The sequence below is a fragment of the Sorangium sp. So ce362 genome (assembly GCF_051519845.1).
In the GTDB taxonomy this organism is placed as follows: domain Bacteria; phylum Myxococcota_A; class Polyangia; order Polyangiales; family Polyangiaceae; genus Sorangium.
In genome coordinates this window covers 444,880-459,759 of sequence record NZ_CP150332.1, presented here as the reverse complement: position 1 = coordinate 459,759, position 14,880 = coordinate 444,880, and the positions used below count along the sequence as shown (strand labels likewise).

The following is a 14,880-nucleotide window of genomic DNA, read 5'->3' as shown; positions in this document are numbered from 1 at the left end:
ACGGCGCACCCGGCCACGCCGCAGCAATAGCGGCGCCCTCCCTCCACCGGCGGCGTTACCGGCGTGGCGGCCCCATGGAGACCGTCCAGCCCATCGCGGGCAGCGGCGAGCCGGTGATGATCGCCTCGCTGCCGGAGCGCCCGATGGACAGGCGCCTTGCCGATCCGAGCCTCTTGGCCCACCTGCTCGTCCACGAGCTCGACTACCACACGCCCTGCTACCGACAAGACGTGGAGTCGGACCGGCACGGTTTCCGCATCGGCCGCGGCAACATGACAGGCTGGCAGTAGGATTGTAATCGGGCAGTCCGGCGATGGCCGCGGTCCGGCGCCCACCCCTCTTAACGCGGCGCTCCGAACGAGCCCTGCCAGCCATGTCCTCCCTCGGGCCCGAAGATACCCGCGGGCCGGTCGATTGGAATTGACACCGGCAATGTGAGCGTTCACATTCCAGTCGAGGCCACCCTTTTGTTTCGGTTTGCTCGGGTCCTCCTGAGTACCGAGCTCTTCGTCAACATGATCCGTTCAGTGAGGAGAGCGTGGCGAGTCGCCCTTGACACGCTCGAATCGTTCAGTTTCCTTTTCACCTGATTCCGGTTCGTAGGAGACCTGTGATGCAAGATCAAACGTTCAGCCGACTCGCCTTTTGTGTCACCCTTGCGAGTTGGGTCGCGATTTCGTGCGCCCCCGCCGAGTCCGACTCGAACAACGACGGAGCGGGCGGAGCGGGCGGAGCGGGCGGAGCGACGACGACCGGTTCCGTCAGTAGCGCGAGCGGCAGTAGCGCGGGCGGCAGCAGCGCGAGCGGCAGCGGCGTTGCGACCTCCAGCGGCACCACCGTGGCTGGGACCGGCGGTGACAACAGCGGCGGGAGTGGCGGGGCTGAGCCGACCGGCAGCGGCGGGGCTGGCATGGGTGGCTGGCCCGAAGGAGCCATTCCCATGGGGAACGCGCCTGTGCTGAGCGCGGGGTGCGGCAAAGCAACCACGTTGACGACCAAGGAGTATACGATCTCAAGTTCGGGCCAAAATCGCGTGTACTACGTCGATATGCCCAGGAACTACGACATGAACAAGCCCTACCGGCTGTTCTACACGTCACACTGGATCGGCAGCCGCTGGCAAGACGTCCAGGGGCAAAACTTCTACTTTCTCAAACCGCAGCTAGAGGCCGACGGAGAGCAAGCCATCTTCGTGGCCCCCTCCTCGGACGGTGCAACGTGGCAAGAGAAGGACCACGCGCTGTTCGACGACATCATGAAGCTCATGCATGAGAATGTATGCTACGACACGACCCGCGTGTTCGCGACAGGCTTCAGCTTCGGAGGGATGATCACCTATTCGCTGTCGACGAACCATCAAGCGGAGATCCGTGCGGCCGTGGGCATCGCCCCGGCCAACTACAACATCTGGTTGCCTGAAAAGACACGTAAGCCCATTGCTTGGATGCACACGACGGGCATGAGCGACGGGACTTGCCCCTGGGTGAACAACGAAGGTCAAAAGAGAGGGGCCAAGTTCATCGCCCTCGAAAAAGCCGAAGACAACGGCTGCACGATTCCGAACAACATCCCGACGTCAAACGGCGCGTACAGCTGCTACGATTTCCAGGATTGCGATCCGGAGCATCCGACGCGGGTGTGCACCTTCGGCGGCGGGCACACGAACATCGACGGCAATCCGAATTGGATTCCCATCGAGTCGTGGAAGTTCTTCAAGCAGTTCTGACCGACGTCCTCGCCGCGGACGGGCCCCTCGCCCGCGCGTAGCGCCGCGCTCGGGGCGTCTCGCCTGCAGGGGAACAGGGGCCGCCCCCAGCGCGCCAGCGTGGTGTAGACAAACTACCACAGCCGAGTAAACTCACGTGTGCCCACGGCACGCCGATGCGCCCCTTGGCGCGCGCGGCGCCGCCCGATGCGCCCCTTAAGCCCCAGGCATCTTGAGGCCGCGCTCGTCCATCACGGCTTTGTTGCGCGCCTCGCTCTTCGCGTACGCCGGGCGGGCTTTGACCCGCGCGGCATATCCGGTGAAGCTCGGGCGCGGCTCGAGCATCTTGAAGTCGAGCATGTACGCGATGGTGCCGCCGAAGATGACGTCGGCCATCGAGAACGCCTTGCCGAGGACGAAGTCACGGCCAGAGATGGCCGATTCCATCGTCGCGATCATGTCGTCGTAGTTGCCCCAGCCGGCGGAGCCGACGCGGAACTCCCAGTTGCCGGCCTTGGCCATCGAGCCGGGCTCGATGACCGAGGGGGCGAAGAGCGACCAGCGAAAATAAGTGCCGCGCGCCGCGTCGTCGAGCTTCGGCGCGAGGCGGCCCGGGGCATAACGATCCGCGAGATAGAGGCCGATCGCCGCGGATTCGGTGACGACGGTGTCGCCGTCGACGAGCAAGGGCAGCTTGCCCATCGGATTGAGCTTCGTGACGTCCTCCTTCTTCTGGTCGCCGGCCATGATGTCGACGAACTTGAGCTCGTACTCGACGCCGACTTCCTCGAGCATCCACACGGTGTTGGCGGCGCGCGAAAACGGGTGGTGGTAAAGAACGATGGCCATGGTGGTGTCTCTTTCTCCGTTCGTTTCCGCCGGTCGGTCGGCGGCGCGGCGGAGGCTACCAGAGGCCGGCCCCGTTGGGCGCGGCGCCAGGTGCGGCAGATTTGAATTCCTCTGCCCGCCGCGTTCATGGCTCCCGCCTCGGCGCGTGGCGACCTCGACCGCTACCCGGCGATGATCACCGGCTCGAGCCGCGGCCACACGAACGAGCACACCGGTGATGCTGCGGGCCCTTGACCACGGGCGACGCGGCGGCGGAGGGCGCCCCGATGGGCGGCACCGGAGCCGCCCTCGGCGGCGAAACAGGCGGAAAACGATGGCGATCGCCACCATTTTCGGCGACCGCTCGTCATCGACCGGTTGTTCTGGCGGGATCTCTGACGCACGGAACCAGCGCGGCGCCTGGCCGCGCCGGGTGGAGCGACCCGGAGAAGAGCAGAAAGACGCCGAGGGCGCTCGGAAGAGGATTTCCGGGCTCTCTGGGCGCCTCGGCGATCTGTCTCCCTCTCTTTCTTCTTCTCCTCCTGGCGTCCTTGGCCCCTTGGCACCGGGCGCGAGGCCGTATGACGGCCACCGACGCGTCAATCAGGGGGTGTCCTCACGTGACATCCGCGCTGGCGCGCGCTCGCTTTTGTGGCGATGGATGACGCCGGTCCGCCCGTGGAGACCTCCCCCGCCGCCAGGCTGCGCAGCTGCAAGCGCGACGTGATCGAGCGCTGGACGCGCCGGGTGCGCGACGATCCCAGGGCGGCGGCGGCGCAGCGGAACAGGGGTCCGGTGCTCGTCCACGAGGTCCCGAGGCTCTTCGAGCACCTCGTCGAGGCGCTCGCGGCGAGCGGGCGCGCCGAGGCGCTCGCGGCGAGCGGGCTCGCCGAGCCCCTCGCCGATGAGGACGGGGAGCTCCAGAGCGCCTACGGGCGGGTCGAGGACCACGCGCACCTTCACGCCGCGCAGGGCAGCTGCATCGCGGCGGCCCTGCGCGAGCTATCGCACCTCCGGGCGGTGCTCATCGAGGTGTGCGCCGCCCAGGGGATCCCCCTTGGGGTGAGGGAGGCGCAGGTCCTCCACGCGGTGGTGGACGCGAGCATGTGGACGAGCGCCCGCGAGATCGAGACAGCGGCGCGCGCCGCGCTCGAGGACAGCGCTGCGCGCCTGCGGCTCGCCACGCAGGCCGGCGGCGTGGGGGTCTGGGATTACGACACCGTGACCGGCAAGCTGCGCTGGGACGACCGCTGCCGGCAGGTGTCCGGGCTGGGTCCGGAGCCGGACGTCGATTTCGAGCTCTTCGTCTCGGCGATCCACCCCGACGATCGCGCGCGCGTGCAGGAGGCCGTGCTGCGGTCGCAGGACCCGGAGAGCGGCGGCGAGTACAGCATCGAGTACCGCCTCGTGGGGATCCGCGACCGGATCGAGCGCTGGGTCTGCGTGCAGGGGCGCGCGTTCTTCGACGCCGCGGGGCGCAGCGTCCGGATGCTCGGCACGGTGATCGACATCTCGGATCGCAAGCGGGCGGAGGCGGAGCGGATCGACGAGCTCGCGTTTCGCGATCGGTTCCTGGGCGCGCTCAGCCATTATCTGCGCACGCCGCTCACGTCCGTCACGCTGGCGACAAGCGTGCTGATGCACCACGGCAACGTGACGCCGCGCCAGGCGAGGAGCGTCGAGCGTATCGCGGCGAGCGCCCGCCGCATGGCGCGGACGATCGACGACCTGCTCGACCTGACGCGGAGCCGCTTCGGCGGAAGCATCCCGATCGCGCCGAGCCCGGGGAACCTCCATGTCCTCTGCAAGGGGGCGATCGACGAGCTCAGGGCCATGCAGCAGGAGGTGCCGATCGGGCTCGATCTGCAGGGGAGCGGCGCCGGGCTGTGGGATCCCGAGCGGATCGCCCAGATGGTGACCAACCTCGTGCAGAACGCTGTCGACTATGCCGACCCGGGGAGCGCCATCCGGGTGGCGATCCGGCCGCGCGGGGAGGACGTGCAGATCGAGGTGCACAACGACGGGCCGGCGATCGCGCCGGAGCGGCTGGAGACGCTGTTCGATCCGTGGCAACAGCCGCCCGCGGACGGACGGTCGAGCACGGGGCGCGGGCTCGGGCTCGGGCTGTTCATCGCGCACCAGATCGCGAAGGCGCACGGCGGGGAGATCGAGGTCGAGAGCAAGGCGGAACGGGGGACGACGTTCACGGCGCGGCTGCCGCGGAGGGAGGCGGCGGGGTGTTGAAGTGGGGGCGCGCGCGGGGCACGCGGGGCCAGGGTGGCGGAGCGTTGCGCCCTTGTGGGTGGTGGGGGCATTGGCCCAGAGCGATGTCACAGGAAGGCGAGAAGGCGGGAAGATGGCAAGATTATTGATGATTTTCTTCCCCCTTCCCGCCTTCATGTTCAAATGACCCCACCACTCCCTGGTGAGGGAGAGCTCCCGGGGGAGGAGCTCAGGCGATGCAGCAGAACGTGGAGGGCGTGCTCGGCTGGAGGTCGCCGACGGGCTCGCCGCCGTGCGGAGCGCACGCGCCCGGCTCCACGGCGGCGATCACGGCCGATTTGCTGCCCAGGCTCACGCCGGGAGGCGTCACGACGCAGAACGGGACGCTCGAGGTGACGAGGCTCGACGCGAGCAGGTCCGTGCAGGCGGCGTCGCGGTACACGGACGCCATGAGGGTGCACGAGGCGCCTGTCGGATCGCCGCAGCCGCAGGGGGTGCAGTCGCGGCCGTCGATCACGTCCTTGAAGAAGCGGTGCCTGACGGCGTACCCCTCCGGACAGGCCGCGGCGTCCCCCTCGTGGAAGATGCAGGTCTGGAAGCCCGAGGGCGCGGACGGCACACACGTCGTCGCGTCGCCGCACTCGGTGTACGCCCCGGCGAGGCACGCCCTGGCCCGCGTCGCCCACAGATCGAGCCTGGGCACGGGCGGCGGGACGTCGAGGCGCGGCGTGCAGGCGCCGGCCGTGACCAAGGGGGCGGCGATCGTGAGCGACTGCACGCAGGGCTCGCCGTCGCAGAGCTGGTCGGCGGGGATCGGGTTCGCCTCGGTGCAGGCGCCGTCCCAGCCGTCGGGCGCGGCGAAGGAGGTCGCCACGGTGCCGGGCGCGTCATCGGCGCAGGAGGCGGCATGGGCCGACCAATCGGGGGGAAGCGCGCACGAGGCCTCGGGCGGATCGCACGCGCAGGTCGCGCACTCCAGGGGCGGCTGCCGGAGATCGGCGAAGCCCTCGTAGCCGAGCGTCGGCGCGTCGGCGGGGCAGTCGGGGACCGCGTTGGGCGGGCCGGACCAGAGCAACGCCGGGCCGAACCAGCCGAGCGGCGCGGGCGGGGCGCACTGGCCGGAGCAGAGCGAGCTGTGCGCGTCGCCGCCGCCGCCACCACCGGCGGCGCCGCCCTCACCGCCGGCGCCGCCACCGCCGGCGCCGCCGCCGTCATCGCCGGTTCCGGCGTCGGGCAACGTGCAATATCCCAGCTTGGCCTCTTCAGGCTGACAGGGGCCCGTGATGACGATGGGATCTGTTAATCCGCAGCCTGCGACCAGCAGCAATCCTGGAAGGACGAAGCGTGACGTGCGCATGTCTGAGACCTTACTCAGACGCGAGTCCCCGGCACAAGAAGGATGATTGACGAACATTCTCATGGGCACCATTCCTGGTATCGAGAAAATTTTCTCTCTCGTTTCCTCAGCGCGGCTGAGTTTCGTTGCGCTCATTTTCGGATCGCTCTCACAGCTTCGCCTGTAGACCGATTCCGAGTGCCACGGCGAGTGCAGGAGCGCTCCAGACGGGGCGCTCGCGTACAGCAGCGCCTGGGTGGCGAAGGATTGGGTCGTCGATCACGGGGTGAACGACCTCGGCGTGTGCCCGCACGGATAGATTCTCCGAAAGAGGCCACGCGATGCCCGCCCGTACCCCTGTACCGACGCGGAGGTTCAGCCGCGATGCCGCGTCGAATGGAACGCTGGGCGCCGCACGGAGCACGCCGATCTCCGCGAGGCCGCATACGAACAGGGCGCGGCGGTTCAGGCAGAGGACGACATCCGCCGTGACGGTCGACACCGACATGGCCACGGCGTCGACCCTCCCCGACAGCGAGGAGAGCCCGCGGATCTCCAGCGCCGCGGACCACGCCGGCCAGCGTCCCCCGATGGACAGCGCCGACCCGAGGGCAACGCCGGGCGTCAAGCCGAGGCCCGTCACGGCGTCGAGGCCGGCCACCCAGCGGAAGCGCTCCGCCGGAGCTGGCGGCACGCTGCTCCCGGACGGCGCGGGCGTGGGCAGCGTCTTGTGGGGGAGCGGCGTCTTGTCGGAGAGCGGCGTCTTGTCGGAGAGCGGCGTCTTGTCAGAGAGCGGCGTCTCGTGGGGGAGCGGCGCCGGTGCCGGAGCATGGACGGGCTGCGGCGGGCAGGGGCGGTCCGGCGAGCAGGGTTCCTCGGGCCGCAATGCCTGCTGGACGGGCTGCTGCGGTGCGGTCGGTGCGCCCGGCGCAGCAGAGAGCTCGGGCGGTGCGGTCGGTGCGCCCGGCGCAGCGGCGAGCTCGTCGTCGTCGAGCAGGACGGCGATCGACACGGCCATGGCGGTGACGAGCACCCTGCAATCCTTGCCGGCGCTGAACCCGTCGGCCCAGAGTCCGCGGCCGTCGCGATCGAGGAGGAACAGCGAGGCGGTGAGCTCGCCGCGCCGGCGCTGGATGGACGCGGTCATCGTGAGCGGCGCCTCGGCGTCGTAGGGATCGACCCCGTCCATCTTCCGGATCGTCTGTGCGCGCAGGAACTGCTCATCGGGACAATCCTCGACGCCTGGCCCTCGGATGAGCTCGAGCCGCACGCGGGTCGGCGTGGCATTCGGCTCGGCCTGGACCGGAGCGATCCCGAGCGCCGAGATCGCGGCGGCGGTCATCGCCGCGACCCCTGCGCGCCGGGCCCGCGTCGTGATCGCGCTCTCGCCATGCGATGTCCGGCGCGCGCGCCTCGTTCGCGCCGTCACGGGAGCTCCTGCTGCGTGGCCGCGCTGCCGGCCGGCGCGGACCGCCTCGGGTCCACCTTCGATCGCAGCCGCTCGCGCAGCAGCTTCAGCCGGCCCTGCGGGAACCCTCGCTCGTGGGCGGCGATGCGATCCATCGCGGTTGCCCGGTCGCCTTGCAGCAGCGCCTGCCTGGCCGCATCGAGCAGGCGCAGCTCCTCGGCGAGCGGATCCTGCTCCTCGCCGGAGCGAGCCTGCTCCTCGTCGGAGCGAGCCTGCGGCATCGGCGCGGCGGGCTTGCGCTGGCCGGAGCCGTCCGCCGGCGCGGGAGTGGGTGTGGGTGTGGGCGTTCGGGAGGCTGGCGTTTCCTCCGGGGAGGAGGCTGGCGATTCCTTCGTGGAGGACGCTGGCGTTTCCTTCGGAGAGATAGCGATCTCCCTGGTAGCGATCGAGATCGCCTCGCGTCGCGCCGTTCCGGAGTGCGGAGCTTCGCCGAGATCGGTGGCCGGCTGTGCATTCGTGTGGACGGCGCGCGCAAGGAGGATCTGTGTCGCGACCGGAGCCAAGTGGTTCGCCCAGGGGACCGGCGCTTCAGCGAGCGCCACGGCCATGGCGGCGCCGCCGATGCCTGCCGTTCCCCACTCCAGCGCCGGGCGGAGGAGCCGGGCGAGGGGGCGTGCGAGGCGCGCCAGGCGTGCGAGGCGCGCGGGTCGAGCGGGATCCCCGGGCGGAGCTGCGAGGTCGTGTCGTCCGAGCTCGCTCCGCGGGCTGGCAAGGGTCGCGGGCGGGTTCGTGTCGGCGATGGCCGAGGCGCCGGAGTGAATGGGGTGCGACGCGACGGCGGAGCTCGAGGAGGCGGAGGTGAGGGAGAAGAGCGGGAGCATGAGCAGACCGGACCGGAGCGCCTGCTGCTGCTCGGGTCGCAGGCGCTTCACGGCGGCGCGGTAGTCCTCGCGCGCGAGGCGCAGCCGGCTCGCGGCGGTGTTCTCGTTGAGATCGAGGGCGCGCGCGATCTCGTGCATCGGGATCTCGTACGCGTCGGCCAGGAGGAGGACGGCGCGCCGTTCGGGCGCGATCTTCGCCAGCAGGCAGGTCGCGAGCGCGCCCCGCTCTTTCCGGGCGATGTGCTGCTCGCTGCTCGGCGCGACGCCGGCGGTCTCGAAGCACGCCGCGTCCACGAGGCCCACGGGCACCTCGCGCCGCCGGTAAGCGCGCTCCAGGTGGTGCCCGACCTGGCGCCAGGCGATCCCGAAGAGCCAGGCGGCCTCGGCGCGCCAGCGCGGGCCGAGGCCGTGCGGGAGCGATGGACCGGACGGCGTACCGGGCGCCGGCGGAGGGGTCGAGGCGGGGTCGTACCGTGGGAGGCTCGTGTAGGCGCCGAGCAGGACCTCCTGGGAGAGGTCGTCGATGTCGTCCTCGGCGACCCCGAGGTACCGGAGCATCCCCGGGAGGACGTGAACGGCGGTCGCGTGCATGGACGTCCAGGTGCTGTGCTGGACGAGGTCGGGGGGCGGACGCGGGGGAAGAGAAAGAGGGCTCATGTTTAGAATTGCGGGTGAGCCCCCGGAGTCGTCACGGAATCGGCAGGGGCGGGTGCCGAGGGGGGGCGGGGGCGGCGCCGAGGGGGGCGGGGCGGGACGCTGCGCTTGCGCTTCCACGGCTTGAGCAGCAGTGCGCGCAGCGGTCTGCCCCTCCCTCATCGCGCGCTCCGTGCGCTCAGGGAGGGGCCCCGTACGCTTCCTACTCGGCGAGCAGGACGCCCGAGCGCGCGCAGAGCGCGATCTCTTCATCCGTCGGGAACGAGAGGTTGTCCTGCTCGACCTTGATCGATCCTGCGGCCGAACGCGTCATAGGCGAACGAGATCGTCCTCCCCTCCGGGGTGCGCGCCTCCATGAGCCGCCCGTCGTCGCTAAAGGCGTAGGTCCATATCTGCCTCCGCGCCCTGAGCGGAGACCCATGAATGTTCTGCGGTGACAACCCGGTCGAGCTCATGGGCCAGCCGAGCAGGTCGTCGCTGCGAGGCGCGCTCCGGCCGCAGAGGAGGTCACCGTAGCGCCCGCGTCCAGCCGAGCGCGGCGATGTCGAGCGCCAGAACCTCACGTCGATCGTGGCTCACGAGCTCGACCGCGGGCCACGCGGCGAGCTGCGCCTGAGCACCCGCAGGTACGAGGTGCCCTCCGAGGAGGAGCCGCGCGAGGTGAGAGAGGGACGGGCGCAACGCGAGGAGATCCTCGAAAGGGAACCTCTTGGCGTCGTCTGCCGACCAGATCTCGAGCGATCGAAGTCGCCGGACGAGAGGATGCGCTGCGAGCGCACGAAGTCCCTCGGGGCGCGTCGGGCGGTACCAGAGCGCGAGGTGTTCAAGCGACGGGAGCTTTTCTGGGTCGAGCGGCGCGAGGGCTCCTCGTACGTCATCGTCACCGCGAAACACGGTCAGATAGCGAAGCGCCGGCGCGGGCTGGGCGAGCAGATTTGCGAGGTTGCGCTCCGGCGCGCCCAGCCCGCGTAGCCCAGGGAGCGCCGCGCCGACCGACGGACTGGTCCCACGGACGACGAGCGATGTGACCGCCGACGCGCAGCTGTGCGCGTTGAGCAGATCGAGGAAGGGTCCGAGAGCACCAGAGATCATGAGGCGGAGGGATCGGAGCGAGCGTCCGGCGGCGCTCGCCAGGAATCGGCGCAGCCGATGCAGCCCGACGACGCCGAGCGAGACGTCCGAGTCGTCGGGCGAGAAGCCGAGCGTGTCGCGGCCGATGAGCGCGAGCTCTGGCCGGAGCGCATCCTCGATGGTGGCCGCATCCTCGTCGTAGGCCCACGCGAGGAAGCCGCCGTGACCGTCATCGATGCACGCGAAAGGCTCGCCGAGATCGGGGATCGGGCCGAAGGTCATCGCCGTAAGCGAATCGAGGAGCTCACGTTCCATGGCGCGCGCATCGTCTCCATCGCGAAGCAGCCGCTCGACCTGAAAGGCGAGCAGGGTGCCCGTCGGATCGCCCCGCCGTTCGAGCTGTGCGCCGATCAGGCGGGGCGCGGTGAGCATGTCTTCCTCGAAACGCACGTTGGTGATGGGTTGAGCGCCAGCGGTGAACCCCTCGGCGCGGAGTCCAGCAAGGCGGTGCTCGAAGACGATCTCGGCGAACTCTGTCCTGAGGAAACGCCGTTCGAAAGGCGCGCGGCGGCTCCTCCCGACCGGACGCTCCACGACGCGGGCGCCCTCGATGCGCAGATCAACGTGCTCGTCGCGGCGGTCTAGCCGCAACGCGAGGCCGGCCGGTGGCTTGATGAAGTCGAGGCCGCGGTGAAACGCCTTCCTGGAGCTCATCGCTGCCTCACGAAATTGCCGTTGTCGGTGCTCCACGTACCAAGATTCATGGATCCGTGTGCGTTCGGCCGGCTGAGGTGGCTCGTGGGATGGGATGAATAATCGCGGCTTGCGTTTGTGCCTCCGCCAATCACGCGCCCGTTCGGCGGGGATTGTCCAGCCATCGTCCAGAGCCGCGGGATGAGCTGAGAGCAGTTCGGGCACGCCGGTACGGCATCATTCGATCCGGTTTCCGAGCGGATCGTGTCGACCTCGCGGAGCGCCCTCTTGAGATTCCGCTGCCAGTTGCGATCTCCTGGGGCGCAGGAACGACCGGTCCGACGTTCCCAGTCTCTTAAATGCTCAGAGAGGGCTTGGGGCTCGGCGCATCCTTCCGGGGGTCTTGGATCGCCCGGCTGTCGAGCGCTCGTTCGAGGCAGCGCCGCTGCAACTGCGGGGTGGATTGATTCCTCGCTGCCGCCACTGCTTCGCACGATCTGTGTGCCGTTGCGGCGGGCGATGACGCAGCGAAGGAGCCCATCGGCATCCACCCACTCCATCGGGTAATTGTCGACGTACGTGTACGGCTTGAGGCTCCCCTCGATCCCGATCGGCTCCGGGCTGATGTACACCCCCGTCTCCGGGTCGTAGTACCTGTGCCAGTTGTAGTGGAGCCCGGTCTCCTCGTCGGCGTACTGTCCTGGGAGCCTGAGCGGCGTGATCCCCGCCTGCTCGGCGGGCACGTCGCCGTACAGCCCGGGATCGATCCCCGCCGCGACGCTCCCATCCCCCTCGATCAGCGCCTCGGGAAACCCGTTCGTCCCATGGACGAAGTACCTGAGCGCCCCCGCGGCGCCGTCCCGCTGGGCGAGCGGCAGCACGCTCTCCGGCAGCGTGACGTAGCTCCGCTCCTCCACGACGGGCGCCTCCCCATCCCTCGCGCGCTCGGTGCGCTCGAGCACCATCACGTCGCCGCGCCAGGCATACCGGGTCACGCTCTCGACCTGCCCGACCCGCGCCGCGCGCTTCTCGATCCTCCGGCCGAACGCGTCATAGGCGAACGAGATCGTCCTCCCCTCCGGGGTACGCGCCTCCATGAGCCGCCCGTCGCCGCTAAAGGCGTAGGTCCATACGAGCTCGCGCCGCACCTCCCCCTGGCCGTCCAGCTCGCTCACGCGCTTCCGCACCACCTCACCGCGCTCGCTGTAGTCGTACCGCACGGTCTCTTGTCCTGTCGTGCGCACCGTCAACCGCCCCCCAGGCGCGTACGTCCGCTGCTCGCCGGCTCGCTCCACCTCTCCCGCCGCGGTGAAGCGGAACCGCTCCGCGACCTTGCCGTCCTTGCGCCGCTCGACGACGCGGCCGTTCGCATCGCGGAGCAGCTCTCCCCTCTCGCCGCCGAGGTCCTCGTCGGCGCGGAGCAGCCCCGCAGTCGACCAGGCGTACGTCCTGCGCCACGTCTCCGGCGCGATGAGCGGCCCAACCCAGGCGGGCTCGCCTGGACCGATGCGCGGCGCTCTCGGCTTGCCGAGCACGCGCTGCCGCTCCATCCACCCCTCCGCGGTGACCTCGGTGGCGATCGTGCCGCCGCCTGGCAACAGCCGCTCGACCTCGAAGCCACGCGCGTCGTGGGCGAGGCGCAGCGGCGCGCTCTCGCCGCCGATCTGCACGGCGACGGGCCGCCCCATGATGTCGCGCTGCACGCTCATCTCGCCGCCCGGCCCGCGCACGCCGGTGGCCTTGCCCATGACGTCGTAGGTCCACGCGAAGGCCGCGAGCACCTCGCTGCCCCGCCGCGTCACCTCGGTCGTCACCCGCCCCCGCGGGTCGTAGGTGTACTCGCACTCGACGTCGCCGCTGACCGCGCGCTCGATCCGGCCGAGCGGATCGTACTCGAACACGTCCTCGCGCCCATCCGAGGTGCTCCGCTTCACGAGCCTGCCGAGCGGGTCGTACTCGAGGTCGACGCTCTCGAGGCCGCACGCCCTCCGGACGATCCTGCCCAGCAGATCGAGCTTGTACCGGATCTGCCGCCCATCAAAGGTCCGCTCGCCGGTGATGCGCCCCTCGGCGTCGCGCTCGATGCGGTGCTCCTCGCCGGCCTCGTTGACGATGCGCACCAGGTCCTGCTCGCGGTCGTAGCGGTACCGCACCGTGCTCCCATCAGGCCGGAGGAGCTCGGTGATGACGTGGAAGCCGCCCCAGCGCAGCGTGGTCGTGCGCCCGTCGGCGTCGCTGATCCTCGCCAGGTTGCCGTCGACGTCGACGTCGTAACGCGTGACGCCGCCGCCCGGCCCGAACACGGCCGCGAGCCTGCCGCAGGCATCGTACGCGAAGCGGGTCTCCTGCCCGCGCTCGTCGGTGAAGCCCATCACCCGTCCGAGAAAGTCGTAACGGACGCGTCGCTCGCTGCCGTCGGGCTCGACGACGCGGACGCGGTTCGCGAGCGCGTCGTACTCCATGCGCGTCTCGCCGCCGTTCGGCAGCGTCGCGCCGACCAGCAGGCCGCGCGCGTCATAGGTGAATCCGACGACGAACCCCGTGTCATCGTAGACGGCGATCACGTCTCCGCGCGCGTCGCGCTCGTAGCGCGCGGCGCCGCCGAGCGCGTCGGTCATGGCCGAGACGAGCCCGCGCGCGTCGTGTTCGTAGACGGTCCTGTTCCCGGCTGCATCGACCTCGGCCAGGAGCTGCCCTTCGGCGTCGCGCTCCCAGCGGAAGACCTGCCCCAGCGCGTCCTGGTAGGCGCGCAGCGCCCCGGTGTCGTCGTCGTAACGGAAGGTGTGCACGCCGCCGCCGGCGCCCCAGACCATCCTGTCGAGCTTGCCGAAAGCGTTACCGTCGAGTCGCCGGATGGCGCGCGAGGTGATCACCTCGGTGAGCACGCCGTCGTGGGGGTCGATCTTGGCGTGCAGGAACCCCTTCGCCCGCGAGCCGTCGCTCAAGGTTCCCGGCACGCCGTCGTCGAGCGCGTCGTTGCCCTCGCGGTGGCACCACGCCTCGATGCAGCGCCTGTCCTTGTAGCGAAACTCCGCGACGAGCCCGCCGGGCTCCTCCCGCCGGACGAGGCGATGGTCCTCGTCGTAGGCGAAGCGGTGCGCGTGCCCCGCGGCGTCCTCGGCCGCGACGAGATCGCCGCGCGCGTCGAACGCGTACCGCCGCCGTGTCTCCCATCGACCGTGCACGAAGGCGTTCTTGACCTCGAAGCCAGCGATGTGCCCGTCGCCGTGCCGTCGAACGCGCACGACACGGCCCACGCTGTCGATGATCTGCGCGAGGCGGCCGTCGTCGTAGGCGAGCGCGATGGCGTTGTCGTGGACGTCGACGATCCGGCTCAGCAGCCAGCGGCTGCCCAGCGGCTCCGCGAACAGGTACGCCAGCCCTTCCGCCGCGAGCGCGAAGCCCCAGGCGTACCGCGTCAGCACCCCGCACGGCAGCCGCGCCGACTCGCCCGGATCGAGCCTCTGCGGCAGCTCCGTCGCCGCCGCGTGCGGCTCCAGCACCCGCAGGCCGCGGCGCCGCTCGTCGACCTGCCACGCGAGCGAGTGCGTCCAGCCGAAGCCGAGGCCGCAGTCCTCCTCGGCGAGCGCCGAGCTGTAGCTGCGCTGGATCACGAGCGGGATCGCGCCGGGCAGGGCCAGGTCGACGACCGCGACCGTGGTGACGCGCCCGGTGATCGGATCGACGGGATCGCCCGCGTGCGTGCCGCCGGCGCCGCCGTGTGTGGGGTTGGGGCAGCCGCCGCCGCTGCCCGGGCCGCAGCTCCCGGCGTCCTTGCCGCCGCCGCGGGCGCCGTTACCGCCGTTGCTCCCGCCGCCGCCCTGCCCGTCGCCGCGGCCGTTTCCGCCGCGGCCGTTGCCGCCTCCGCCCCCCCCGCCGCCGCCGAGGATGAAGACGCCGGGGTTCATGCCGGGGATCACCGCCGCATTCGGAAGCGGGGCCGTTCGCGCCATGCGGGCATGCTCGGCGACGGGACTGCCGACCGCAACCCGCACGCGGCTCAGCTATGGCGCTCGACCGCGCCGGGATGACGCGGCGGTGGTCCCCCCACCGCCGCCTGCAAGTCGGCGGGCGTCCCCCC

Annotated in this window: 8 protein-coding genes; 3 read left to right on the top strand and 5 right to left on the bottom strand. The window is 70.5% G+C overall.

From position 1 onward, the window contains the following. The first annotated feature begins 74 nt into the window (after window positions 1-74). Together WMF17_RS01760 and WMF17_RS01755 are read left to right on the top strand one after the other, a co-directional pair. Window positions 75-290 (top strand): IS66 family transposase, encoded by a 216-nt coding sequence (locus tag WMF17_RS01760; protein WP_437647691.1) that lies wholly within the window; start codon window positions 75-77, stop codon window positions 288-290. 323 nt (window positions 291-613) lie between these two features. Next, window positions 614-1,726 (top strand): alpha/beta hydrolase family esterase, encoded by a 1,113-nt coding sequence (locus WMF17_RS01755; RefSeq protein ID WP_437647689.1) that lies wholly within the window; start codon window positions 614-616, stop codon window positions 1,724-1,726. A 195-nt stretch (window positions 1,727-1,921) separates the two neighbouring features. Here WMF17_RS01755 and WMF17_RS01750 read toward each other — a convergent pair whose 3' ends face one another. Beyond that, complete coding sequence (locus WMF17_RS01750; protein WP_437600262.1) at window positions 1,922-2,554, bottom strand: glutathione S-transferase family protein; 633 nt, start codon at window positions 2,552-2,554, stop codon at window positions 1,922-1,924. 636 nt (window positions 2,555-3,190) lie between these two features. Here WMF17_RS01750 and WMF17_RS01745 point away from each other — a divergent pair. Continuing rightward, complete coding sequence (locus WMF17_RS01745) at window positions 3,191-4,777, top strand: ATP-binding protein (RefSeq protein WP_437647687.1); 1,587 nt, start codon at window positions 3,191-3,193, stop codon at window positions 4,775-4,777. 208 nt (window positions 4,778-4,985) lie between these two features. On the opposite strand, the gene WMF17_RS01740 is transcribed toward WMF17_RS01745, so the two are convergent. The 4 genes from WMF17_RS01740 to WMF17_RS01725 all read right to left on the bottom strand — a co-directional run bounded on the left by WMF17_RS01740 (window position 4,986) and on the right by WMF17_RS01725 (window position 14,752). Next, a complete protein-coding gene (locus WMF17_RS01740; RefSeq protein ID WP_437647685.1) occupies window positions 4,986-5,993 on the bottom strand; it encodes a hypothetical protein in 1,008 nt (335 codons plus the stop codon). Between the two features lie 268 nt (window positions 5,994-6,261). After that, the gene (locus WMF17_RS01735; RefSeq protein WP_437647683.1) at window positions 6,262-7,434 is read right to left on the bottom strand and encodes a hypothetical protein; all 1,173 of its coding nucleotides are present in this window, start codon (window positions 7,432-7,434) and stop codon (window positions 6,262-6,264) included. 83 nt (window positions 7,435-7,517) lie between these two features. Further along, window positions 7,518-9,038 (bottom strand): RNA polymerase sigma factor, encoded by a 1,521-nt coding sequence (locus WMF17_RS01730; RefSeq protein ID WP_437647681.1) that lies wholly within the window; start codon window positions 9,036-9,038, stop codon window positions 7,518-7,520. Between the two features lie 1,778 nt (window positions 9,039-10,816). Then, on the bottom strand, window positions 10,817-14,752 hold the full coding sequence (locus WMF17_RS01725; protein WP_437647679.1) for an RHS repeat-associated core domain-containing protein: 3,936 nt from the start codon (window positions 14,750-14,752) through the stop codon (window positions 10,817-10,819). Window positions 14,753-14,880 lie beyond the last annotated feature (128 nt).